This is a genomic window from Kitasatospora sp. NPDC048540, assembly GCF_040651175.1.
In the GTDB taxonomy this organism is placed as follows: domain Bacteria; phylum Actinomycetota; class Actinomycetes; order Streptomycetales; family Streptomycetaceae; genus Kitasatospora.
This window is the reverse complement of the sequence record NZ_JBEZIR010000111.1, coordinates 1-23,876: the sequence shown is the minus strand read 5'-3', so window position 1 is coordinate 23,876 and position 23,876 is coordinate 1. Positions and strand designations below refer to the sequence as shown.

Here is a 23,876-nt window from a genome sequence, read left to right as displayed (position 1 = left end):
GTGTACGCCGTACCGCTCACCGAGGACGCCGAGCTCCGCCCGCTGGAGCCCTGGCAGGCCGCCGAGTTCCTCGACCACATCGACCGGGCCCGCGTCATCGTGGACCCCTGGATCCCCTGGGCCTCCCGTTCGACCGACCTCGACTCGGCCCGTGCCACCCTCCAGTCCTACGCGGACCGGCAGGCATCCGACAGCGGCCGGATCCACGGCATCTGGCTGGCCGGGACGCTGGTCGGCGGCGTGATGTTCCCGCGCTTCGACGCCACCACCGGCAACTGCGAGATCGGGGTCTGGGCCGAACCGGCCGGCCAGGGCCGCGGCCTGATCGGCGCGGCCGTCCGGCACCTGATCGACTACGCGCTGGTCGAGCGCGGCATGCACCGGGTCGAGTGGTGGGCCGCCAGCGGCAACACCCGCAGCCGGGCGGTGGCCGAGCGGATGGGGATGCGACTCGAGGGCGTGCTGCGGGAGTACTCGCTGCACAACGGCGTCCGCCAGGACTACGAGATCTGGTCGCTGCTGGCCCACGAGTGGCGCCGGCCCGCCGAGGACGCCGGCTCCCCCGACCCGACCGGCTGAGACCGGCACCCGCCACCCGCCACCCGCCACCCGCCACCCGTCGGCAGTCTGCAGTCGCCCGGCGGTTGGCAGTCGCCCGGCAGTCGGCGGTTGGCGCAGATCACAGGGATCGCCGTGGTTCGGGGCGATCCCGCTGTGCGAGGGTGATCCGCGGGTGGCGGGTGGCCCGCGCCCCAGCGAGCGCCGTGGAGGCAGTGATGGTCGAGCCGGTCGACACCGGAGTGGACGGCCTGCGCGCCGAGGTGGACGGCGCCGTCGCCACCCTGGTGCTGGACCGTCCGGAGCGCCGCAACGCCGTCACGCTGGCGATGTGGCGGGCGATTCCGCAGGTTCTGGACCGGCTGGCCGCTTACCCGGGGGTCCGCGCGCTGCTGCTCACCGGCGCGGCCGGGACCTTCTCGGCCGGTGCCGACATCACCGAACTCGCCTCGGTGTACGGGGATCCGGACCGGGCCGACGCCTACCACGCCGACAACGTCGCGGCCGAGGACGCGCTGGCGGCCTTCCCGCACCCCACCATCGCGGTGGTGCACGGTGCCTGCGTGGGCGGCGGCTGCCAGCTGGCGGTCGCCTGCGATCTGCGGCTGGCGGCCGAGGACGCCCGGTTCGGCATCACCCCGGCCAAGCTGGGCGTGGTCTACCCGGCCGGGCCGACCGTCCGGCTGGCCCGACTGGTCGGGCCGGCCCGCGCCAAGTACCTGCTGTTCTCCGGGGAGTTGGTGCCGGCCGCGCGGGCGGAGCGGTACGGGCTGGTCGAGGAGGTCCATCCGGCCGCCGAACTGGATTCCCGCGCAAGGGAGTTCGCCGCTCTGCTGAGCCGTCGCTCGCCGCAGACGATCGGCGCGGTGAAGGCCGCGCTGGCCGGCCCGGCGGAGCTCGCCGGGGAGGCGGTGGCACCGTGGGAGCGCAAGTCCCGGCTGGCGCCGGACGTCCGGGAGGGGCTGGCCGCTTTCCTGGAACGGCGTGCGCCACAATTCTGAGCGGCAACTCCCGCCTCACAGAACGGCTCCCGATGGACACCGCGACCCAGACCGGCACCGGCACCCCGTGCGAGGTTCCCGAGGAGGCTCCCGCGGTCTCCGGGGCGCAGCGCTGGGCCCGGCGGATCACCGACGGCGTGGAGCCGAAGAACGTCATCATCGCGGTGCTGCCGCTGATCGGGGTGGTCCGGTACGGCCTGGCCGGTCTCGGCTGGGCGGCCTTCGCGGCGCTGTTCGCCGCCGTGCTGCCCACCTGGTTCATCCGGCGCGGGATGCGCGCCGGCCGGATCGAGGACCGGCACGTCGGGCGGCGGCAACGCCGGCTGGTGGTGCTGCCGTTCGTGATGCTGTCGGTGCTCACCAGCCTGGTGACGATGGTCCTGGTGGACGCACCGTCCGATCTGACGGCGATGGTGCTGGCGATGTTCGCCTCGCTGGTGCCGCTGCTGGCGGTCACCGTGTGGTGGAAGATCTCGGTGCACACGGCGGTCACCAGCGGCGCGGTCATCTGCGTGGCGCTGGCGCTCGGCCCCTGGTGGCTGCTGGCGTACCCGCTGGTCGGGGCGGTCGGGTGGTCCCGGGTGGTACTGCGGGACCACACCCTCGCACAGACCCTGGCGGGCACGGTGGTCGGGGGGCTGACGGCCGGCCTCACCTTCTGGGCCGCCCGCTGACCGGCCCTCCGGCCGCCCGCCCACCCGACCACCGACCGTACGGCGGCCGACGAGCCGACCACCGACCGTACGGCGGCCACCGGCCGCCCGGCGGCCCACCAACCGCCGGGCGGCCGACCGGTCGTACGGCCGCGGCGCAGCACGGCGCCGCGGCGGTACGGCCGCCCCGGCGGGCCGTCAGCGGATCGGCTGCCCGGAGATCGCGCGGGCGATGACCAGCCGCTGGATCTCGCTGGTCCCCTCGAAGACGGTGTAGATCGCACTGTCGCGGTGCATCCGCTCGACCGGGTACTCCCGGGTGAAGCCGTTCCCGCCGAGGATCTGCATCGCCTGCGTGGTCACCCACTTCGCGGTCTCGCCGGCGTAGAGCTTGGACATCGAGCCCTCGGCGGCGGTGAACGGCTGGTTGTTGACCGCCATCCAGGAGGCCCGCCAGACCAACAGCCGGGCGGCGTCGATCCGGGTGCGCATGTCGGCGAGCTGGAAGGCGACGCCCTGGTTGTCGATGATCGGCCGGCCGAACTGGACCCGGGTGCCCGCGTAGTCGAGCGCCACCTCGTAGGCGGCCCGGGCGATGCCGATGGCCTGCGCGCCGACGGCCGGCCGGGAGGCCTCGAAGGTGGCCATCGCCGCGTTCTTCCCGGCCGCGCCGGTCCCGCGCGCCGAGGCCGCGCCGGCGGCCCGTTCGCGCGCCCGGGCGAGGCGCTCGTCGAGCTTCTCCTTGCCGCCGAGCAGGCAGTGTCCGGGAATCCTGACGTCGTCGAGGACGACCTCGGCGGTGTGCGAGGCGCGGATGCCGTGCTTCTTGAACTTCTGGCCCTGGGAGAGTCCGGAGGTGCCGGGCGGGACGATGAACGAGGCCTGGCCGCGTGCGCCGAGGGCCGGGTCGACGGTCGCGACGATGACGTGCACGTCGGCGATGCCGCCGTTGGTGGCCCAGGTCTTGGTGCCGGTCAGCACCCACTCGTCGGTGGCCTCCTGGTACACGGCGCGGGTGCGCAGCGCGGAGACGTCGGAGCCGGCGTCCGGCTCGGAGGAGCAGAAGGCGGCCAGTTTGACGTCGTCGGGGGTGCCGAACATCTGCGGGGCCCAGGTGCCGATCTGCTCGTCGGTGCCGTTGGCGAGCACGGCGACGGCGGCGAGGGTGGTGCCGACGATGGCGAGGCCGAGGCCGGCGTCGCCCCAGAACAGTTCCTCCATCGCGATCGGGATGCCGACGCCGGACGGGTCGAAGTACTGCTGGGCGTAGAAGTCCAGCGAGTAGATGCCGATCTTGGCGGCCTCCTGGATGATCGGCCAGGGGGTCTCCTCGCGCTCGTCCCACTCGGCTGCGGCGGGCCGCATCACGTCGGCGGCGAAGCCGTGCAGCCAGTCCCGGACGGCCAGCTGGTCCGGGCCCGGGTCGAGGGAGAAGGTGCTCATGGTGCCTCCGGTCAACGGGTTCGCGCACGGTGTGGTCAGCGGTGCGGCGGCGAGGGTCGGGGTAGGGGTGCGGGGCCGGGCCGTGGTCCGGCCGGGTTCCTGGGCCCGGCGTCGGCAGGGCGCCGTCCGGGCCCACGCCACCGGCGTGTTACCCGGGGTAACATAGCGGGAGTCTGCTACTGATTGGTAACGCCTGTCAACGCCCGTGGACGCCGTCCGGCGCCCGCCCCGCCCCCTTCGACCGCAGGAGTCAGCGCGTGCCGACGCCCCCCGCCCAGCCCGCCGGAGAGCTCCGCCGCGAGCAGTTGCTCAACGCGGCCGACCGGGTCGTCCAGCGCGAGGGCCCCGGCGCGAGCATGAACGCGATCGCGGCCGAGGCGGGCATCACCAAGCCGATCCTGTACCGGCACTTCGGCGACCGGAACGGCCTGATCACCGCGTTGACCGAGCGTCACACCAGCGGTCTGCTGGCCGCGGTGCGCGCCGCGCTGAACGAGCCGCTGGAGCGCAGGGACCGGGTGGAGCACGTGCTCGACACCTATCTGGCCGCGATCGAGTCCCGCCCGCAGGTCTACCGGCTGCTGACCCACCCGGAGGCCGGCGACCCCACCGGCGCGGGCCAGGCGCTGGCGCCCGCCCTGCGGCAGATCGCCGAGGAGATCACCCGGGCCGTGCAGACCCAGGTCGACCTCGGCGCCGACGGCCCGCTGCTCTCCGAGGTCTGGGGCCGGGCCGTCACCGGGATGGTGCTGGCGGCGGGCGACTGGTGGCTGGAGCAGCGGCCCTGCCCCCGGGCCCGGATGGTGCGGGCCCTGGCCGACCTGCTGTGGGGCCGGCTCGCGGCGGCCGCCGACCTGCCGCTGCAGGCCGTCCTCACGCCGCCGCAGCCCGAGGCGGCGGCCGCACCGGAGGAGTGACCCGCCCGCCACCAGCGGAGATCAACTGAACATGAGTCATGCTCACCTCTTGTGCGGGGCGGGGCGGTGGGGCAGGATCGGCGCGCACCGCCACCATCCCTGCGCCCCCGCCCGAGGTGACCCGTGCGCGTCCGCCGTCTCGCCGCCGCCCTGTCGCTGGCCGTCGCGGCCCTGCTGACCACGACGGCCACCACCGCCACCGCCGCCGCGGGGAGCCCGGCCGCCGACCGGTGGCCGGAGCCGGCCGGCGTCCGCGCCGCGTTCCCCACCGGGACCGTCACCGACCCCGGCGGCCGCACGCTGTTCACCGACGACCGCGGCCGGGTCCTCCAGCTTCGCGGCTTCAACATCGACAAGTACGGCGAGACCACCGAGGACGACCTGCGCTCGATCGCCGCGCACGGCTTCACCCTGGTCCGGGTGGCGGTCTCCTGGACCAGGCTGGAACCGGAACGGGGCCGCTACGACCGGGCCGAGCTGGCGAAACTGCACCGGCTGCTCGACCGGGCCGAGCGCTACGGGCTGCTGGCCGTCGTCGACTTCCACCAGGACGTCTACGGGCCGAAGTTCGGCGGCGGCGACCGCGGCGTCCCGCTCTGGGCCACCCGGGACGACGGACTGCCGTTCGTCGAGGACCCGGACGACTGGTTCGCCGGCTACTTCCAGCCCGCCGTGCAGACCGCCTTCCGGCACCTGTACGACGACGCCGACCTGCGCCGGCTGCAGGGCGAGTTCTACACCCGGATCGCCACCGAACTGCGGGGCCACCGCTCACTGCTGGGGTACGACCTGTTCAACGAGCCGTTCGGGCCCGTCGACGGCGACCCCAGCGACCCGGCCGTGCTGGCGGCCTCCGCCGCCGAGCTGGAGCAGGGCCGGCTGCCCGCGATGTACCAGCGGCTGATCGCCGCGATCCGCCGGGCGGACACCCGCTCGTGGCTGTTCGTGGAGCCGACGGTGCTGGTCGGCCAGGGTGTGCCGACCCGGCTGCCGGCCCTCGCGGACCCGCGTCCGGGCCCGGACCGGCTGGGCTACGCACCGCACTTCTACGACACCGCGGTCGAGGGCGGCCACGACTGGGACCCGGCCGGCGGCTTCATCGAGAACTACACCGCCGCGATCACCGGCTATCCGGCGGCCCACCGGCTGCCCGTGCTGGTCGGCGAGTGGGGCCCGCCGAACGCCCGGACGCCGGGCAACGCCGAGCTGGTGCGCCGTCAGGTCGCCGCGATGTCCGGCTTCGCCGCGGGCTGGACGATGTGGTACTGGTGCCGGGGTTCGGGCGGGTACTGCGTCCTGGGGCCGGACGGGCGCCCGGCACCCGGCGAGGAGCCCGCGTTCGCCCCGTACCCGGCGGCGCTGGCCGGGCGGCCGGTGGCCGAGCGGGCGGACGGTGCGGTGTGGACGCTGACCTTCACTGCGGCCCGGGGCGGCGGGGTGAGCGAGCTGGTGCTGCCGGGCACCGGGTACCCCCGGGGGGTGCGGGTCACGGTCGGCGGGGTCCGGGCGGCGGTGGTGGACGTCCGGCAGCCCGACGGGGACCGGGCCGGGGTGGCCCGGATCCGGCTGCCCGCCGCCCCGACGGGGGCGACCGTCACGGTGACGGTCGCCCCGCGCTGAGGGCCGCCGGCGAGGCCGGCGGCCCGGGGCGGCCGGGGATCAGAGCAATCCGCGGCGGGCCAGCAGCGGCGTGGTGTCGGGCTCGCGGCCGACCACGGCCCGGAAGCACTCGAGCGCGTCGCGGCTGCCGCCCCGGGAGAGCAGCTCGGCCCGGAACACCTCGCCGCTGTCGCGCACGCTGCGGCCGTTGCTGCGGAACCACTCCACGGTGTCGGCGTCCAGCACCTCGGACCACAGGTAGGCGTAGTAGCCGGCGCTGTAGTCGTCCGAGAAGGAGTGGCTGAAGTAGGTGGTGCGGTAGCGCGGCGGGATCCCCGGCACGTCCAGGCCGGCCTTGGCCAGCGCGGCGGCCTCGAACTCCTCGGCGTCGGCGATCTCCACCCCGGCGGGCACGGTGTGCCAGGCCAGGTCGAGCACGGCCGCCGCGAGGTACTCGACGGTGCGGAAGCCCTGGCCGAAGGTCCCGGCGGCCTCCAGCCGCTCCAGCAGCTCGGCGGGCAGCGGCTCGCCGGTGCGGTGGTGCCGGGCGTAGTTGGCCAGCACCTCGGGCCAGGTCATCCACACCTCGTTGACCTGCGAGGGGAACTCGACGAAGTCGCGCGGCACCTCGGTGCCGGAGAACAGCGGGTAGCGGACCGCCGAGAACAGGCCGTGCAGCGCGTGCCCGAACTCGTGGAACAGCGTCCGCACCTCGTCCCAGCTGAGCAGCGCGGGCTCGCCGGGCGCGGGCTTGGCGATGTTGAGGTTGTTGACCACCACCGGGCGCTTGCCCAGCAGCTCCGACTGCTGGACCAGTTCGTTCATCCAGGCGCCGCCGCGCTTGGTGTCACGGGCGTGGAAGTCGGCGAGGAACAGGCCGAGCGGGGTGCCGTCCGCCTCGAAGACCTCGAAGGTCCGGGCGTCCGGGTGGTACGCCGTCAGGTCGGTGCGCTCGGTGAAGGTCAGGCCGTAGGCGAGCCCGGCGGCGAAGAACACGCCGTCCTGCAGCACCCGCTCCAGCTCCAGGTACGGACGCAGCGCCGAGGCGTCCAGCCGGTAGGTGGACTGCTGGACCTTCTCGGCGTAGTAGGCCCAGTCGTGCGCGCCGAGGTCGGTGATCCCGTCGGCCGCGGCGGCCGCGGCGAGTTCGGCGCGCTCGCGTTCGGCGTTGGCGACGGCGGGGGCCACCACCCGGGCGAGCAGCGCCTCGACGGCGGCCACCGTGCCGGCCGTCTCGTCGGCGATCACGTGGTCGGCGAAGGTCGGGTGGCCGAGCAGGGCGGCGCGCTCGGCCCGCAGGCCGGCCAGCCGGATCGCCAGCGGGCCGTTGGTGTCGGCGGCCCGGCCGAGGGCCGCGGTCAGCAGCCGTTCGCGCAGGGCGCGGTCGGTGAGCTGGGCGAGCTCGGGCTGGTTGGTGATGTTCTTCAGGCTGAGTACGTACCGGCCGTCCAGACCGAGCGCGCGGCCGTTCTCGGCGGCCGCGGCGACGGCGTCCTCGGACAGGCCCGCCAGTTCCTCGGCCCGGTCCAGCACGATCGCCCGCTCCTTGTTGGCGGCGCGCAGGTTCTTGCGGAAGGCGGCCGCGCCGGAGGCGAGTTCGGTGTTGATCTCGCGCAGGCGCCGCTGCTCGTCGGCGCCGAGCCGGGCGCCGGCCCGTACCAGCCGGGTGTGGTGGCGCTCCAGCAGCCGCAGCGACTGGGCGTCGAGCCCCAGCGTCTCGCGCTGCCGGTGGAGGGTGTCGAGCCGGGCGAACAGGGCCTGGTCGAGCTGGATCGCGTCGTCGTGCGCGGCCAGCCGCGGGCTGATCTCGGCGTCCAGCTCCTGCACGGCGGCGGTGGCGTCGGAGCCGGACTGGTTGAAGAAGACCAGGACGACCCGGCGCAGCAGCGCGCCGGAGCGCTCCAGCGCCACCACGGTGTTCTCGAAGTCGGCCGGCCGCGGATCGGCGGTGATCGCCGCGATCTCGGCGAGCTGGTCGGCCATGCCGCGCTCGAAGGCGGGCGCGTAGTGCTCTTCCCGGATCTCGGCGAAGGGCGGCAGTTCGTAGTCCAGGGTGCTGGGCTCGAAGAAGGGGTTGAGACTCATTCGACCGACCCTACGCGGTGGTGTCCGCACTGCCTACCGTCGATTTTCCGATGGCCCGTCAGTCGATGGCGGGCCAGTCCCAGCCGAGTTGGAGGAAGAGGCCGAGGCGGTCGGAGACGCCCCGGATCTCGCTGATCCGGCCGTCCCGCACGGTGAACTCGAAGATCGCCTCGTTGCGGAAGGAGCGGCCGGTCGGCCTCGGCATCCGCGGGTGCGCGCCGGAGCTGACGCCGCTCTGGGTGATCCGGGCGACCACCGTGTCGCCCTCGGCGGTCAGCCGGTCGATCTCGGCCCGGTACGGCGCCAGGGCCGTCAGCTGGGTCTCGATCGCCGCGAAGGCGGCGCCCGGCTCGTCCGGCTCACCGTGGATGATCTTGTTGTGGTCGATCACGTCGGCCGCCAGGTAGTCCCCGAGATCGTCGATCCGGTATTCGTTCAGCGCCGTGAAGAAGCCGGCGACCAACTGCTTGTTCTGCTCGGTGCCCATCGTTCCACGCTCTTTCTTACAGTGTAAGAGTGCCGTCGCGCAGTACTGTGCTCTTACGCCGTAAGAAAGTCAAGGGGACCACCATGGCAGCGACCGCCAGGCGCGCCGGGCTCAACCGCACCAAGGTGCTCCGGGCCGCGCTCGAACTCGCCGACCGCGAAGGCGTCGAGCGACTCTCGATGCGCCGGCTCGGCACCGAACTCGGCGTCGAGGCCATGACGCTCTACCACTACGTCCCCAACAAGGGCGCCCTGCTGGACGGCCTGGTCGAACTGGTGGTCGCCGCCGTCCGGCCCGGCCCCCCGGCCGGTGCCGACGACCCAGTCGACGACCCCACCGCCGACGACCCCGCGCACTGGCCCGCCCGGCTGCGCGCCTTCGCGGTCGCCTTCCGCACCCAACTGCTGCGCCACCCCGGGGTGATCCCGCTGGTCGCCACCCGCCCGGTCGGCTCCCCCGACGCCCTGCGGGCGGTCGAGGAGACCGCCGCCGCACTCGGCCGGGCCGGCCTCCCCCCGCTCCTCGCACTGCGGATCGTCAACGCCGTCGCCACCTTCGTGATCGGCCACTGCCTCGCCGAGGCCGCCACCACCCCGGGCCACCCCGAGGAGCCCGCACCCGCCCCCGACCTGACCGGATTCCCCACCCTGGCCGCCGCCGTCGCCGACGGCCTCGGCACCCCGGCCGACCACCAGGCCCGCTTCGACCTCGCCCTGGACGCCCTGATCACAGGCCTCGCCGCCACCCCCCGCTGAACCGGACCACGACCGGCCGACCACGACCGGCCGTCCGACCACGACCGGCCGACCGGGCCTGCCCGCCACTGTCCGACCCACCCGCTACCGTCGGACCCGCCCCGCGGACCACCCGCATCCCGCCCACGAGAGGAGGCACCGCCGATGGCCACCCCCGCCACCCCCGCCGCACCACCACCCAGCGCACCCCGCTACGCCCTCGCACCCGACCCGCACGGCCCCGGCGGCCGCCTGCAACCACTGGACGACACCGGCACCCCGCTCGGCCCCCCGGTCCACCACCCCGCCCTCACCACCGCCGTGGCCGCGATCGAGACCGCCGGGCAGCCCCGCTGGGTCTGGGCCGCCGCCGACAGCGGCTACACCCCGCTCCTGCCCCTGCGCCTCGCCCGCTGCCACGACCTGCGACTCACCGAGGCCCTGCTGCTCGGCCACGAGGGCCACTGGGGTGCGCCCCGCTCGCTCGGCGCCGCCTGGGCCAGGCTGAACCGCCGGCCCGTCCCCGCCGACCTCCCCGAGGCCGCCGTCGACGACCAGGACAGCCTGTTCACCCCCGACCGCCTCCAACTCCCCCCGGGCACCGACCAGCTGGCCGCCGTGGTGGCCGTCCACGCCGAGCAGCAGCGCCGGATCGCCGCCATCGCCGACCCCGCCGCCCGCGCCCGCTTCCGGCTGCTCACCGCCGCCGAATCCGCCGGCGCCCTGCTGGCCGCCGAGATGGCGTACGACGGCCTGCCCTGGCGCGCCGACGTCCACGACCTGCTGCTCACCGACCTGCTCGGCCCACGCCCGGCCATCCCCGGCACCCCGCCAAGACGGCTGGCCGAACTCACCGTCGAACTCCAGCAGGCCCTCGGCGCCCGCCCGTTCAACCCCGACTCGCACACCCAGGTGCTGCGCGCCTTCGCCGACCAGGGCATCCAGCTGAGCTCCACCCGCAGCTGGGAGCTGCGCTCGGTGGACCACCCCGCGGCCGCCCTGATGATCCGCTACAAGGAGCTCTCCCGGCTGCACGCCGCCCACGGCTGGGCCTGGCAGGACACCTGGGCGCGCGGCGGCCGGTTCCGGCCCGAGTACGTGGTCGGCGGCGTGGTCTCCGGGCGCTGGGCCAGCCGCGGCGGCGGCGCGCTGCAGATCCCCCGGGTGCTGCGCGGCGCCGTGGTCGCCGACCCCGGCTGGGCCCTGGTCGTCGCCGACGCCGCCCAGCTCGAACCACGCGTGCTCGCCGCGCTCTCCCAGGACGCCGGCCTCGCCCGCAGCGCCGCCGGCGGCGACCTGTACGAGGCGCTCGCCGCCACCGCCTTCCAGGGTGACCGGGAGAAGGCCAAACTCGGCCTGCTCGGCGCCATGTACGGCCAGACCAGCGGCGACATCGGCCCGCTGCTGGCCACCCTGCGCCGCCGCTACCCGGCCGCGATGGGGTACGTCGAGGCCGCCGCCCGCACCGGCGAGGACGGCGGCGTGGTGCACTCCAGGCTCGGCCGCGCCTGCCCACCGCCGTCCGCGGCCTGGCTCGACCTCACCGAGGCCCCCGAGACGGCGGCCGACACCGGGGGCCGCTCGGCCCGCGCCCGCGGCCGGTTCACCCGCAACTTCGTCATCCAGGCCAGCGGCGCCGACTGGGCGCTGGCCGTGCTGGCCTCGCTACGCCGCCGGCTGACCGCGCTCAGCAGCGGCGAGGACCGCCCGCACCTGGTGTTCTTCCAGCACGACGAGGTCATGGTGCACACCCCGCTCGACCTCGCGGACCAGGTCGCGGCGGCGGTCGGCGAGGCCGGCGAGGAGGCCCGGGTCCTGGTGTTCGGCGACACCCCGGTCCGCTTCCCGCTCAGCACCGCCGTGGTCGAGCGCTACTCCGACGCCAAGTAGCCGCCCCCGTCCCGCGTCAGAACTTGCGGTGGTGCCAGGCCTGTTCGGCCGCCGCCGCCACCTCGGCCAGCCCCGCCCCGGTGGACGCCGTCACCACCGCGGCCACCGCACCCTCCACGAACGGCGCGTCCACCAGCACCGCCCCGCCGCCCGGCAGGTCGGCCAGCACCGCGCGGGCGGTCAGCACCGAACTTCCGAGGTCGGGCACCAGCACCACCCCGGCGCCGCCGTCCGCCACCCGCACCGCCTCGGCGATCAGCTCGTACCCCGTGCCGAGACCGCCGTCCGCCGTCCCCGCCGCCACCAGCACGGTCACCCGCCCGCCGCCCAGCTCCGCCAGCAGCTCGCGCAGCCCCCCGGCGAGCGCGGCGCTGTGCGAGACCAGGACGACCGCCACCACAACATCCATGGGACGAGCGTAACTCCGCCCGGCGATGCGGCCGTTCGGGTTCGCTCCGGGCCACGCCGGACGGCCGGGGACGACGGCGGCCGGGCCCGGCGTACCGTCGACCCGAGGGCCCGCGGGACCCGCCGAGGGGAGCCACCACCGTGAAGAAGCTGATCAACGACCCGGCGACGGTCCTGCCGGACGCACTGGCCGGGTTCGCCGCCGCCCACCCGGGCCTGGCCGTCGACCTGACCGCGCGGGTGATCGCCAGAGCGGACCGGCCCGGCCGCCCGAAGGTCGCCCTGGTCTCCGGCGGCGGCTCCGGCCACGAACCACTGCACGCCGGCTTCGTCGGGCCCGGCATGCTGGACGCGGCCTGCCCCGGCGAGATCTTCACCTCCCCCGTCCCCGACCAGGTGCTCACCGCCATCCGCACCGTCGAGCAGGGCCGGGGCGTCCTGCTGGTGGTCAAGAACTACACCGGCGACGTGATGAACTTCCGGCTCGCCGCCGAACTCGCCGACGAGCAGGGCATCGAGGTCCGCACCGTCCTGGTCGACGACGACGTCGCGGTCGAGGACTCCACCTGGACGGCCGGGCGCCGCGGCACCGGGGCCACCGTCCTGGTCGAGAAAGCCGCCGGGGCCCTCGCCGAACGCGGCGCCGGCCTTGACGAGGTCGCCGCCCTCGCCGCTCGGGTGAACGCCGCCTCCCGGTCCTTCGCCATCGCCCTCACCGCCGCCACCGTGCCCGCCGCCGGACGCCCCGGCTTCGACCTGCCCGAGGACGCGATCGAGGTCGGCGTCGGCATCCACGGCGAACCGGGCCGGCGCCGCGAGCCGCTGCGCCCCGCCCGGGACCTGGCCGCCGAGGTGGTCGACACCATCCTCGCCGACCACCGCGCCCTGGCCGCCGGCGACCGGCTGATCGCCCTGGTGAACGGCCTCGGGGCGACCCCGCTGCTGGAGCTGTACCTGGTCTTCGGCGAGGTGCACGCCCGGCTCGCCGGACACGGCCTGGAGATCGCCCGCAACCTGGTCGGCAACTACGTCACCAGCCTGGACATGGCCGGGTTCTCCCTCACCCTGGCCAAGGCCGACGACGAACTGCTGGACCTCTGGGACGCCCCGGTGGCCACCCCGGCCCTGCACTGGTCCTGACGGCCCACCCGCCCGAACCACCCCCGCCCCGCCTCCGCCCCGCCCCCGACTGCCGAGGAGACCGCCGATGAACACCCAGGACGGCCCGGACGGCCCCGGCGGCCAGGATGCCCCGGGCACCCTGGACACCGCCCTAGCCGCCGCCTGGCTGGCGGCCGCCGCCCGCGCCGTCGAGGAGCACGAACAGGAGCTGACCGCCCTCGACTCGGCGATCGGCGACGGCGACCACGGCAGCAACCTGCGCCGCGGCTTCACCGCCGTCCGCCTGCTGCTCCCCGACCCCACGGCGGACCCGGGACCACCCGGCACCCGACCGGACGGCAGCGAGCCGGACAGCACCGGACAGGACGGCACCGATCAGGACAGCCCCCGCGACCTGCTGCGCACCGCCGGCACCACGCTGATCTCGACGGTCGGCGGCGCCAGCGGCCCGCTGTACGGCAGCGCGCTGCGGGCGATGGGCGCGGCGCTGCCCGACGGGCCGGCGGACGCCGCCCAACTGGCCGCGGCGCTGGCCGCCGGGCTGGCGGCGGTGCAGGGGCTCGGCGGGGCCGTCCTCGGCGACAAGACCATGGTGGACGCCCTGGCCCCGGCGGTGGAGGCGTTCCGGGCCGCCGCCGACCGGGGGCTGCCGCAGGCCGCCGAGGCCGCCGCCCGGGCCGCCGAACAGGGCGCCGCCGCCACCGAACCGCTCCAGGCCCGCAAGGGCCGGGCCTCCTACCTCGGCCCGCGCAGCACCGGCCACCGCGACCCGGGCGCACAGTCCACCGCACTGCTGCTGCGGGCACTGGCCACCGCCGCCGGGGCGCCATCGGCCGGGCCACCCGGGTGAGCCGGACCGGGCGGGTCAGCCGGACCGGCCGGGGCGCCCGGTGCCGTTCCCGTCGGCGCGGCTGATCAGCATCAGCAGCGCGTCGTCCCCGAGCTCACCGCCGGTGTGCACCAGCAGGTCGGCGTAGACCCGGCCGACCGCCGACTCCAGTTCGGCCGGGGAGCGGGCCGCCCCCGACACCAGCGGGCCGACCCGCTCGGCCAGCGGGTAGAAGTCACCGGTGCTGTGGTGCCTGGCCTCCACCACCCCGTCGGTGTACAGCACCAGGACGTCGCTCGCGCCGAACGGCACCCGCATCGCCTCCGGCTCCCCGACCGCGAGGCTGCCGAGCCCGAGCGGCACCCACGGGTCGGCGGCCTCCAGCACCGTCACCGCGCCGTCCCGCCCGACCTGGATCGGCGGTACGTGCCCGAAGTGCAGCAGCTCGACCTGCTCCCCCTCACCGAACTCGGCGAACAGCGCGGTGGTGAACTCACCGTCCGGTACGTGCCGCTGCACGCTGGCCTCGATCCGGGCCGCGACCTCGGGCAGCCGCCGCTCGTCGTAGGCCGCCTCACGGAACGCGCCGAGCACCACGGCCGCGGTCTGCACCGCGCCCAGCCCCTTGCCGCGGACGTCGCCCACCAGCACCCGGGTGCCGTTCGGTGTCTCCAGCACCGAGTACAGGTCACCGCCGATCCGGGCGGCGTCCGCCGCGGAGACGTACCGGACGGCGAGGCGCAGCGGCCCGACGGCCGGTTCGGGCTGGCGCAGCAGCGCCCGCTGCGCGGCCTCGGCGACCGAGCTGACAGCCGCGAACGCCGCCGCGCGGCGCATCCGCAGGCTCGCCACCCAGGCGCTGAAGACGGTAAGCGCGAAGTAGCTGAGCATCGCGCCGAACAGGAACCGGCCGTCGTTGAGGTCGGCCACCTGGTCGTAGTAGCTCAGGCCGATCAGCGCGGCCAGGCCGACCGCGCAGACCGACAGCAGTTCCATCGGCCGCAGGGTGAGCCCGGCGATGGACGGGACGACCACCATGAGCGGGGCGAGGTAGCGGTCCTGGCCGGAGAGGAAGTCGGCCAGTGTGACGATCAGGATGGCGAGTGCGGCGGGCGCGGCCCGGCGCCGGAACGAGAGATCCTGCAGGTCGGTGGCGAGCAGCGCCCGGCTGCGGCGGGACTGCGGCACCGCGCCGGCTCTGGGCAGGCCGGGCCTGCCGCGGCTGTTCCAGGACACCTTTCGAACATATCGGACACCTGGTCCCCCCGCGCCGCGTCCCGGCGGGCGGGCTCGCGGGGACGCCGGGACGGCCCGCGGCTCCGGTTGGGCCGCTCGGCCGACCGGGCACCAGAACGGGCGAATCCCCGCGATCCGGTGCCGGGGTTGCGGCCGGCGGCAGCCATGCTGCGATGCAGAGCACACGCACCGCCCCACCCTGAAATACCCCTGGGGGGTATGGTGTTGTGAGTAGCCAGACCCGCGGGCGGCCGCCCGCGCCGCCCCACTTCCGGAGGTCCCCGTGTCCAGCACCATCACCTACACCGTCACCGGCATGAGCTGCGGCCACTGCGAGAAGTCGGTGAGCGCCGAGGTCTCCGTCCTGCCCGGCGTCACCGAGGTCGCGGCGGACGCCAAGGCCGGCACGGTGACCGTGTCGGCGGCGGCGCCGCTGGCCGAGGAGCAGCTCCGGGCCGCCATCGACGAGGCCGGATTCGCCCTGGTCGGCCAGGCGGTCTGAGCCCCGCCGCGGGGCGGTCCCGGTGGACCGCGGCCGCCCCGACCCCGGCCCTTCCCCCCTCACCGGCTCTTCCGATCGGAGCAGACCGAGCCATGAGCACCACCCAGGGCATAGCCCCCGCCACCGAGCGGGTGGAACTGTCGATCGGCGGGATGACCTGCGCCTCCTGCGCGGCGCGGATCGAGAAGAAGCTCAACCGGATGGACGGCGTCGAGGCCACGGTGAACTTCGCCACCGAACGGGCCCGGGTCGACTTCGGCCCGGCGGTGAGCGTGGCCGACCTGATCGCCACCGTGGAGCGGACCGGCTACACCGCGGAGCTCCCCCCGCCCCCGCTGCCCCCCGAACCGGCCGCGCACCCCGCCCCGGGGCAGGCCGCGGCCACCGAACGGCCCGCCGCCGGGCCCGACCCGCTCCGCGACCGGCTGCTGGTCAGCGCCGCGCTGGCCGTCCCGGTGGTCCTGCTGTCGATGGTCCCCGCCCTGCAGTTCGACAACTGGCAGTGGCTGGCCTTCGCCCTCACCGGCCCGGTCGTCGTCCACGGCGGCCTGCCGTTCCACCGCGCCGCCTGGACCAACCTCCGGCACGGCGCCGCCACCATGGACACCCTGGTCTCGCTGGGCACCCTGGCCGCGTTCGGCTGGTCCGTGTGGGCGCTGTTCCTCGGCCACGCCGGGATGCCGGGCATGCGGCACGGCTTCACCCTGGCGGTCGGCGGCGAGGACGCGTCGAGCACGCTCTACCTGGAGACCGCCGCCGCCGTCACCGTGCTGATCCTGCTCGGCCGCTGGTTGGAGGCCCGCTCCAGGCGCCGGGCCGGAGCGGCCCTGCACGCCCTGCTCGACCTGGGCGCCAAGGACGTCGCGGTCCTCCGCGACGGCCACGAGGTCCGGCTCCCGGTCTCCCTGCTCACGGTCGGCACCCGGTTCGTGGTCCGGCCCGGCGAGAAGATCGCCACCGACGGCACCGTGGTCGAGGGCAGCTCGGCGGTCGACGCCTCGATGCTCACCGGCGAGTCCGTCCCGGTGGAGGTCACGGCCGGCGACCCGGTCACCGGCGCCACCGTCAACGCGGGCGGACGGCTGGTGGTCGAGGCCACCCGGATCGGCGCCGACACCCAGCTGGCCCGGATGGCCCGCCTGGTCGAGGAGGCGCAGAACGGGAAGGCCGCCGCGCAGCGGCTGGCCGACCGGATCTCCGCGGTCTTCGTCCCGGTGGTGGTCCTGATCGCGCTCACCACCCTGGTCGCCCACCTGCTGGCCACCGGCAGCCCCACCGGGGCGTTCACCGCCGCCGTCGCGGTACTGATCATCGCCTGCCCGTGCGCCCTGGGCCTGGCCACCCCGACCGCGCTCATGGTCGGCACCGGCCGGGGCGCCCAGCTGGGGATCCTGATCAAGGGCCCCGAGGTCCTGGAGACCACCCGCCGGGTGGACACCGTCGTCCTGGACAAGACCGGCACCGTCACCACGGGCCGGATGTCCCTGGTCGCGGTGCACACCGCGGACGGCACCGGCGAGGCCGAGGCGCTGCGCCTGGCCGGCGCGCTGGAGCACGCCTCCGAGCACCCGATAGCGGCGGCCGTGGCCGGCGCCGCCGCCGAACGGCTGGGCGCACTGCCCGCCGTCGACGGCTTCGAGAACACCCCCGGGCTCGGCGTACGGGGCCACGTGGACGGGCACGCCGTCCTGGTCGGCCGGCCGGCCCTGCTGGCCGACCGCGGGCACCTGCTGCCGCCCGCCCTGGCCGAGGCCGTCCGCGCCGCCGAGGCCGCCGGCCGGACCGCCGTCGCGGTCGGCTGGGACGGCGCCGCCCGGGCCGTCCTGGAGATCGCCGACACCGTGAAGCCGACCAGCGCCGCGGCCGTCGCCGAACTGCGCGCCCTGGGCCTGCGCCCGGTCCTGCTGACCGGTGACAACCGGGCGGTCGCGGCATCGGTCGCCGCCGAGGTCGGGATCGCCCCCCAGGACGTCCTGGCCGAGGTCCTGCCGGAGCAGAAGGTCGCCGAGGTCCGGCGGCTGCAGGCACAGGGCCACTCGGTGGCGATGGTCGGCGACGGCGTCAACGACGCCGCCGCGCTCGCCCAGGCCGACCTCGGCCTCGCCATGGGCACCGGGACGGACGCGGCGATCGAGGCCGGCGACCTGACCCTGGTCCGCGGCGACCTGCGCTCGGCCGCCGACGCGATCCGGCTCGCCCGCCGCACCCTGGCCACCATCAAGGGCAACCTGTTCTGGGCGTTCGCCTACAACGTGGCCGCGATCCCGCTCGCCGCGGCCGGGCTGCTCAACCCGGTGGTGGCCGCCGCCACGATGGCCTTCTCCTCGGTCTTCGTGGTCACCAACAGCCTGCGGCTGCGCAACTTCCGGGCCTCCTGACCCGCCGCCCCGCACCTGCGGCGGCGGGCGGGCCCGGACGGCGTCACCGTCCGAGCAGCTCGCCGCCGTTGCAGTGCAGGATCTCGCCGGTGATGAACCCGGCGTCCGGCGAGGCCAGGAAGTAGACCGCCGACGCGACCTCGCCGGACTCGCCGATCCGGCCGACCAGGGTGCGGGCCGCCCGCCGGGAGACCTCCGCCTCGTCCAGCCGCGGCCCGAAGAACTCGGTGCCCGAGACGGTACCCGGCGCCACGATGTTGGCGGTGATGCCGGAGGGACCGAGCTGGGCCGCCAGGAAGTGGTTCCAGGCGTGCAGCGAGGCCTTGGCCGCCCCGTACGAGCCGGCTCCGCGCAGCGCGGCGATCGAGCTGACCGTGACCACCCGGCCGGAGCCCGGGGTGAGCCGGTCGCGGATCGACTCGGTGAGCATCACCACGGTGAGCACGTTGCGTTCGAAGTCCCCGCGCCAGCGGGCCAGCACCGCGTGCGGCCCGGCGCCGATCACGGTCTCCCGGCTGCCGGCGTTGTTCACCAGGACGTCGATCCGCTCCGGCAGCGACGGCAGCACGGCCTCCACCGCGTCCGGGTCGGCGAGGTCGCACACCACCGGGGTCACCCGGGGACCGAGCTCGGCCGCGGCCCGTTCCAGCACCGCCCGCCGCCGCCCGACGATCACCACCTCTTCGCCCGCCTGGGCGAACCGCCGAGCCACCTCGTACCCGATACCGGTGCCACCACCGGTCACCACGACGTTCCTGGTCATCTGCGCAACACCCTCCCTGCCCAGCCACCGCTCCGCCGCACTTGCGGGGCGGTCCGTCCGGAATGGTCCGATTCCTATCACGCTGGGTTGCCATGACTGCGAGGAGGGTGACACAGCGCGCCCGACGTAGGGTGTGATAAGGGCCGCGAACGGGCCCGCCCGAGAGGCGACAGCGGAAGCCTTACGAGGGGTGGCACCAGGCGCACACGGAGCGTGGCGAGAGCCAACTCACACCCTCTACCCGTAACTTTGCGCCCCCAGTTACGTCTTACCTTGTACAGCGCGGCAGCTTTCGGTGCGCGGGACCGGTGGAACCACCGTGCCCGCCCTCGGCCTCTGCCGCCGACGGGGCTCCGGCGGGCCCCGGGACGGCCGTCGGCATCGACCGACCATCGACCGACATCGACGGCCTTGGCGCACGACGCCGGGGTACGACCAGGTCCGGGACGCTTTGAGCGGCCGTCTCCGGGCCCCGGTCACTCCCGGGCGTCGTGCGCGCAGCTTGTGTCCCCGGGTGGCCCACACCCCGCCCGCGGACGCCGAAGGGCCCGGCCGCCTGGTGCGGCCGGGCCCTTCGTCACACCCGGGGGCGACGCCTCGCTCAGCGGGCGTCGAGCGGCACGTAGTCGCGGATCGCGGTGCCGGTGTAGATCTGCCGCGGACGGCCGATCCGGCTGGTCGGGTCGTTGATCATCTCGTGCCAGTGGGCGATCCAGCCCGGCAGCCGGCCGAGCGCGAACAGCACGGTGAACATGCTGGTCGGGAAGCCCATGGCGCGGTAGATCAGACCGGTGTAGAAGTCCACGTTCGGGTAGAGCTTGCGCGAGACGAAGAAGTCGTCGCTCAGCGCGTGCTCCTCCAGCTTGAGCGCGATGTCCAGCAGCTCGTCGGACTTGCCCAGCTGGCCGAGGACCTCGTGCGCCAGCTCCTTGACCAGCGCGGCACGCGGGTCGAAGGCCTTGTACACGCGGTGACCGAAGCCCATGAGCTTCACGCCGTCCTCGCGGTTCTTGACCTTGCGGATGAAGGCGTCGACGTCGCCGCCGTCCTTCTTGATCTGGTCCAGCATCTCCAGCACGGCCTGGTTGGCGCCGCCGTGCAGCGGACCCCACAGCGCCGAGATGCCCGCCGAGATCGAGGCGAACAGGTTGGCGTGGCTGGAACCGACCAGGCGCACCGTGGACGTCGAGCAGTTCTGCTCGTGGTCCGCGTGCAGGATCAGCAGCTTGTCCAGCGCGTTGACGATCACCGGGTTGAGCTCGTAGTCCTCGGCGGGGACCGCGAAGGTCATCCGGAGGAAGTTCTCCACGTAGCTCAGGTCGTTGCGCGGGTAGACGAAGGGCTGGCCCATCGCCTTCTTGTACGCGTACGCCGCGATGGTCGGCAGCTTCGCCAGCAGGCGGACCGTCGACAGGTGACGCTGGGCCGCGTCGAACGGGTTGTGGCTCTCCGGGTAGAACGTCGAGAGCGCACCGACCACCGAGGACAGCATCGCCATCGGGTGGGCGTCCCGCGGGAAGCCCTGGTAGAAGCGCTTCACGTCCTCGTGCAGCAGGGTGTGCTGGGTGATCTCGTTGGTGAAGACCGCGAGCTCGCCCTCGGTCGGCAGCTCACCGTTGATCAGCAGGTACGCCGTCTCGATGAAGTTGCCGCGCTCGGCGAGCTGCTCGATCGGGTAGCCGCGGTAGCGGAGGATGCCGTTGTCACCGTCGACGAAGGTGATCGCCGACTTGTACGCAGCGGTGTTGCCGAAGCCGTTGTCCAGGGTGACCAGACCGGTCTGCGGGAGCAGCTTCGAGATGTCGAAGCCGGCGTTGCCCGCAGTGCTCTCGACGACGGGGTACTCGAACTCGTCGTCCTGGTACCGCAGTACTACCGATTTGTCGCTCACGTCTTCCTCACCGACGAAATGAATCCTCATCCGAGTGCCTGACCGTCTCTACGATCCCCCATCCGGAGGATGGCCGCGCACCCGGGGTGGGCCGGAAAGGGGCCCGTCCTACAAAAGCTGTCGCCGCAGCCGGTATGAACCGGACAAGATCGGCACCAGACCAGGTTCCGCCCTAAATCTCTTCACGTCAAGACAACCTCCGACCGTACCCGACCCTTGGGCGATCATCCAGTTGCCAACCGGTGGTCCAGCGCCGAATGCCGCCGACCTGCACTGACGGCCCGGACCGCCTGACCGATCGCCCTGCGCGACCCCACCAGCACAACCAGTCGTTTCGCCCGCGTCACGGCGGTGTAGAGCAGATTTCGCTGCAGCATCGTCCACGCCGACGTAGTGACGGGAATCACCACTGCCGGGTACTCACTCCCCTGCGAACGGTGGATCGTCACCGCGTACGCGTGCGCCAGCTCGTCCAGCTCGTCGAAGTCGTACGGCACCTCCTCGTCCTCGTCGGTCAGCACCGTCAGCCGCTGCTCCTCCACACTCAACGAGGTCACCACCCCCACCGTGCCGTTGAAGACCCCGTTCAGCCCCTTCTCGTAGTTGTTGCGGATCTGGGTCACCTTGTCCCCCACCCGGAACGTCCGCCCGCCGAACCGCCGCTCCGCCAACCCCTCCCGGGCCGGCGTCACCGCCGCCTGCAACAGCGTGTTCAGATTCCCCGCCCCCGCCGGCCCCCGGTGCATCGGCGCCAGCACCTGAACGTCCCGCCGCGGATCCAGCCCGAACCTCTGCGGGATCCGCCGCGCCACCACGTCCACCGTCAACCCCGCCGCCCGCTCGGTGTCGTCCTCCGCGAACAGGAAGAAGTCCGGCAACCCGTCCGTGACCGGCACCAGCCCCTCGTTGATCCGGTGCGCGTTGGTCACCACCCCCGACTGCTGCGCCTGCCGGAAGATCCTGGTCAACCGCACCGACGGCACCGGACCACCCGGCGCCAGCAGATCCCGCAGCACCTCACCCGCCCCCACCGACGGCAACTGGTCCACATCCCCCACGAACAGCAGGTGCGCCCCCGGCGCCACCGCCTTCACCAGCTTGTTCGCCAGGATCAGATCCAGCATCGACGCCTCGTCCACCACCACCAGGTCCGCGTCCAACGGCCGGTCCCGGTCGTACGCCGCATCCCCACCGGGCCGCAGCTCCAACAACCGGTGCACCGTGGACGCCTCCGCACCCGTCAGCTCCGCCAACCGCTTCGCCGCCCGCCCGGTCGGCGCCGCCAGCACCACCTTCGCCTTCTTCGCCAGCGCCAGCGTCACGATCGACTTCACCGTGAACGACTTGCCGCAACCCGGCCCGCCCGTCAGCACCGCGACCTTCTCCGTCAGCGCCAACCGCACCGACTCCCGCTGCTCCGGCGCCAGATCGGCCCCCGTCCGCTTCGCCAACCAGCCGAGCGCCGCCTCCCAGTCCACCTCCGCGAACCCCGGCATCCGGTCCGACTCCGCCCGCAGCAACCGCAACACCTGGTTCGACAGCGACACCTCGGCCCGGTGGAACGGCACCAGGTACACCGCCGTCACCGGCTGCCCCTCCGCCCCCGGCACCCGCTCCCTGACCACCCCCTCCTCGGCCACCAGCTCAGCCAGGCAGTCGATCACCAACCCGACGTCCACCTGCAGCAGCTTCACCCCGTCCGCGATCAGCCGCTCCTCCGGCAGATAGCAGTTCCCCTGATCACTGCTCTGCGACAGCGCGTACTGCAGACCCGCCTTCACCCGCTCGGGGCTGTCGTGCGGGATCCCCACCGCCTGCGCGATCCGGTCTGCCGTCAGGAACCCGATGCCCCAGACATCGGCCGCCAGCCGGTACGGCTCGTTCTTCACCACACCGATCGAGGAGTCGCCGTACTTCTTGTAGATCCGCACGGCCAGCGAGGTCGACACCCCCACCCCCTGCAGGAAGACCATCACCTCCTTGATCGCCTTCTGCTCCTCCCAGGCAGCCGCGATCATCCTGGTCCGCTTCGGCCCCAGCCCCGGCACCTCGATCAGCCGGCCCGGCTCCTGCTCGATCACCTCGAGCGTGTCCACCCCGAACTGCGCCACGATCCGCTCCGCGAACCGCGGCCCGATCCCCTTGATCAACCCCGACCCGAGATACCGCTGGATGCCCTGCACCGTCGCCGGCAGCACCGTCGTGTAGTTCTCCACCGTGAACTGCTTGCCGTACTGCGGATGCGACCCCCACCGCCCGAACAGCCGCAGCGACTCCCCCGGCTGCGCCCCCAGCAGCGCACCGACCACCGTCAGCAGATCGTTCGCCCCACGGCCCGTGTCCACCCGGGCCACCGTGTAGCCGGTCTCCTCGTTGGCGTAGGTGATCCGCTCCAGCACCCCCTCCACCTGCGCCAACTGACGCTGGACCTGGGCCTGACCCGGAACCTGACCCGAGGCCTGACCGCCCTGCGGCTGCGCCGCCTGCCGCTGCTGCGTGGCCACTGGGCCCCCTCTCGCTACTGGTGACCGTCCGCTACGCACCGTACCTCCCCGCGCCGACAGCGGTGGCCACGGCGATCAACCCGACCGACGATGCAGAGAGAGCTCGCGCACCCACCGCACGGTCACCCCGCAAGGGAGCACCCGCCATGGTCACCCTGGGCCCGCCGGTCCTGCACAGCCCCGACCCGGCCGCCTCCGCCGCCTTCTACGGGGCCCTGCCCGGCCACCACGGCACCCTGCCGGCCATCCGGCCGACCCCGGCCGGGCTCACCGCTGCGGCCTGGACACCGGCCTTCCTGACCCCCGACCCGGACGCCGTCACCAGGCGCATCCTAGCCGCCGGCGGCACCGCCGGCGCCGACGGCTTCGGCGACCCGACCGGCGCCGAGTTCACCCTGGACCACCATCCGGCGACCGACGACCCGACCGACACCCGGCCCTGGACCGAACTCCTCAGCGTCGACACCGCCGCGGCCAAGGCCTTCTACTGCACGGCCCTCGGCTGGACCGGCCGGGACATCCCCTTCGAGGGCGGAACCTACACCGTGCTAGGGGCCGGCCCGCACGAGAGCACCGGCGGCATCCGACAGCTGCGCGCCGCCGAAGCCGCCACCGGCCTCGGCTCCCACTGGCTGCCGTACCTGGAGGTCGACGACATCGACGGTCTCATCGACCGGGCCCTGCGACTCGGCGCCGTCCTGCGGGAGCCGGCCCGGCAGAGCCCCGGCATCGGCCGTACCGCCCGGCTGACCGACCCACAGGGCGCCCATTTCGCAGCAATGGCCCGGAAATGCGAGAAGCCCCTCCGGGGAACCCGGAGGGGCTTCTACTGAAGAATTGTTCGGCGGCGTCCTACTCTCCCACAGGGTCCCCCCT

Annotated in this window: 20 protein-coding genes; 12 read left to right on the top strand and 8 right to left on the bottom strand. The window is 74.1% G+C overall.

Going from position 1 to position 23,876, the window contains the following annotated elements:
- The 3 genes from AB0D08_RS31390 to AB0D08_RS31380 all read left to right on the top strand — a co-directional run bounded on the left by AB0D08_RS31390 (window position 1) and on the right by AB0D08_RS31380 (window position 2,233).
- Window positions 1-579, top strand: a complete 579-nt coding sequence (locus AB0D08_RS31390; RefSeq protein ID WP_033824837.1) for a GNAT family protein — start codon at window positions 1-3, stop codon at window positions 577-579.
- 197 nt (window positions 580-776) lie between these two features.
- Complete coding sequence (locus AB0D08_RS31385; RefSeq protein WP_051813063.1) at window positions 777-1,559, top strand: enoyl-CoA hydratase/isomerase family protein; 783 nt, start codon at window positions 777-779, stop codon at window positions 1,557-1,559.
- A 32-nt stretch (window positions 1,560-1,591) separates the two neighbouring features.
- Window positions 1,592-2,233: a hypothetical protein gene (locus tag AB0D08_RS31380; RefSeq protein WP_051813064.1), complete on the top strand. Its 642-nt coding sequence runs from the start codon at window positions 1,592-1,594 to the stop codon at window positions 2,231-2,233.
- A 177-nt stretch (window positions 2,234-2,410) separates the two neighbouring features.
- Here AB0D08_RS31380 and AB0D08_RS31375 read toward each other — a convergent pair whose 3' ends face one another.
- Entirely contained in the window at window positions 2,411-3,655 is a 1,245-nt protein-coding gene (locus AB0D08_RS31375; protein ID WP_359893628.1) for an acyl-CoA dehydrogenase family protein, read from the bottom strand.
- Window positions 3,656-3,912: 257 nt separating this feature from the next.
- On the opposite strand from AB0D08_RS31375, the gene AB0D08_RS31370 reads away from it, so the two are divergent.
- Together AB0D08_RS31370 and AB0D08_RS31365 are read left to right on the top strand one after the other, a co-directional pair.
- Window positions 3,913-4,572, top strand: coding sequence for a TetR family transcriptional regulator (locus AB0D08_RS31370; RefSeq protein WP_033821991.1), 660 nt, complete (start codon window positions 3,913-3,915; stop codon window positions 4,570-4,572).
- Between the two features lie 123 nt (window positions 4,573-4,695).
- Complete coding sequence (locus tag AB0D08_RS31365; protein WP_359893627.1) at window positions 4,696-6,192, top strand: cellulase family glycosylhydrolase; 1,497 nt, start codon at window positions 4,696-4,698, stop codon at window positions 6,190-6,192.
- Between the two features lie 39 nt (window positions 6,193-6,231).
- On the opposite strand, the gene AB0D08_RS31360 is transcribed toward AB0D08_RS31365, so the two are convergent.
- Both AB0D08_RS31360 and AB0D08_RS31355 read right to left on the bottom strand, forming a co-directional pair.
- A complete protein-coding gene (locus AB0D08_RS31360; protein ID WP_359893625.1) occupies window positions 6,232-8,256 on the bottom strand; it encodes a M3 family metallopeptidase in 2,025 nt (674 codons plus the stop codon).
- 58 nt (window positions 8,257-8,314) lie between these two features.
- On the bottom strand, window positions 8,315-8,743 hold the full coding sequence (locus AB0D08_RS31355; RefSeq protein ID WP_359893623.1) for an ester cyclase: 429 nt from the start codon (window positions 8,741-8,743) through the stop codon (window positions 8,315-8,317).
- 83 nt (window positions 8,744-8,826) lie between these two features.
- Between AB0D08_RS31355 and AB0D08_RS31350 the strand changes: the two genes are divergently transcribed.
- Together AB0D08_RS31350 and AB0D08_RS31345 are read left to right on the top strand one after the other, a co-directional pair.
- The gene (locus AB0D08_RS31350) at window positions 8,827-9,498 is read left to right on the top strand and encodes a TetR/AcrR family transcriptional regulator C-terminal domain-containing protein (protein WP_359893621.1); all 672 of its coding nucleotides are present in this window, start codon (window positions 8,827-8,829) and stop codon (window positions 9,496-9,498) included.
- A gap of 144 nt (window positions 9,499-9,642) precedes the next feature.
- Window positions 9,643-11,367 carry a bifunctional 3'-5' exonuclease/DNA polymerase gene (locus tag AB0D08_RS31345; RefSeq protein WP_359893619.1) on the top strand — a complete coding sequence of 575 codons (1,725 nt, stop codon included), beginning with the start codon at window positions 9,643-9,645 and terminating at the stop codon, window positions 11,365-11,367.
- Between the two features lie 16 nt (window positions 11,368-11,383).
- Here AB0D08_RS31345 and AB0D08_RS31340 read toward each other — a convergent pair whose 3' ends face one another.
- Window positions 11,384-11,776, bottom strand: coding sequence for a hypothetical protein (locus tag AB0D08_RS31340; protein ID WP_033825343.1), 393 nt, complete (start codon window positions 11,774-11,776; stop codon window positions 11,384-11,386).
- A 140-nt stretch (window positions 11,777-11,916) separates the two neighbouring features.
- On the opposite strand from AB0D08_RS31340, the gene dhaK reads away from it, so the two are divergent.
- Together dhaK and dhaL are read left to right on the top strand one after the other, a co-directional pair.
- Window positions 11,917-12,915 carry a dihydroxyacetone kinase subunit DhaK gene (gene dhaK, locus AB0D08_RS31335; RefSeq protein WP_359893617.1) on the top strand — a complete coding sequence of 333 codons (999 nt, stop codon included), beginning with the start codon at window positions 11,917-11,919 and terminating at the stop codon, window positions 12,913-12,915.
- Between the two features lie 67 nt (window positions 12,916-12,982).
- Complete coding sequence (dhaL, locus tag AB0D08_RS31330) at window positions 12,983-13,747, top strand: dihydroxyacetone kinase subunit DhaL (RefSeq protein ID WP_359893615.1); 765 nt, start codon at window positions 12,983-12,985, stop codon at window positions 13,745-13,747.
- A 15-nt stretch (window positions 13,748-13,762) separates the two neighbouring features.
- On the opposite strand, the gene AB0D08_RS31325 is transcribed toward dhaL, so the two are convergent.
- A complete protein-coding gene (locus tag AB0D08_RS31325; protein ID WP_051811479.1) occupies window positions 13,763-14,962 on the bottom strand; it encodes a PP2C family protein-serine/threonine phosphatase in 1,200 nt (399 codons plus the stop codon).
- Window positions 14,963-15,245: 283 nt separating this feature from the next.
- Here AB0D08_RS31325 and AB0D08_RS31320 point away from each other — a divergent pair, with 283 nt between their 5' ends.
- Together AB0D08_RS31320 and AB0D08_RS31315 are read left to right on the top strand one after the other, a co-directional pair.
- Window positions 15,246-15,464 carry a cation transporter gene (locus AB0D08_RS31320; protein ID WP_033817684.1) on the top strand — a complete coding sequence of 73 codons (219 nt, stop codon included), beginning with the start codon at window positions 15,246-15,248 and terminating at the stop codon, window positions 15,462-15,464.
- Window positions 15,465-15,556: 92 nt separating this feature from the next.
- Window positions 15,557-17,842, top strand: a complete 2,286-nt coding sequence (locus AB0D08_RS31315) for a heavy metal translocating P-type ATPase (RefSeq protein WP_359893613.1) — start codon at window positions 15,557-15,559, stop codon at window positions 17,840-17,842.
- A 43-nt stretch (window positions 17,843-17,885) separates the two neighbouring features.
- On the opposite strand, the gene AB0D08_RS31310 is transcribed toward AB0D08_RS31315, so the two are convergent.
- From AB0D08_RS31310 to AB0D08_RS31300, 3 genes are all read right to left on the bottom strand, one after another.
- Window positions 17,886-18,605 carry an SDR family oxidoreductase gene (locus AB0D08_RS31310; RefSeq protein ID WP_051811481.1) on the bottom strand — a complete coding sequence of 240 codons (720 nt, stop codon included), beginning with the start codon at window positions 18,603-18,605 and terminating at the stop codon, window positions 17,886-17,888.
- 601 nt (window positions 18,606-19,206) lie between these two features.
- Window positions 19,207-20,496 (bottom strand): citrate synthase, encoded by a 1,290-nt coding sequence (locus AB0D08_RS31305; RefSeq protein ID WP_359893611.1) that lies wholly within the window; start codon window positions 20,494-20,496, stop codon window positions 19,207-19,209.
- Window positions 20,497-20,720: 224 nt separating this feature from the next.
- Window positions 20,721-22,913, bottom strand: coding sequence for an ATP-dependent RecD-like DNA helicase (locus AB0D08_RS31300; protein WP_033817689.1), 2,193 nt, complete (start codon window positions 22,911-22,913; stop codon window positions 20,721-20,723).
- Window positions 22,914-23,146: 233 nt separating this feature from the next.
- On the opposite strand from AB0D08_RS31300, the gene AB0D08_RS31295 reads away from it, so the two are divergent.
- Window positions 23,147-23,833: a VOC family protein gene (locus tag AB0D08_RS31295; protein WP_359893610.1), complete on the top strand. Its 687-nt coding sequence runs from the start codon at window positions 23,147-23,149 to the stop codon at window positions 23,831-23,833.
- The last annotated feature ends 43 nt before the right edge of the window (window positions 23,834-23,876 follow it).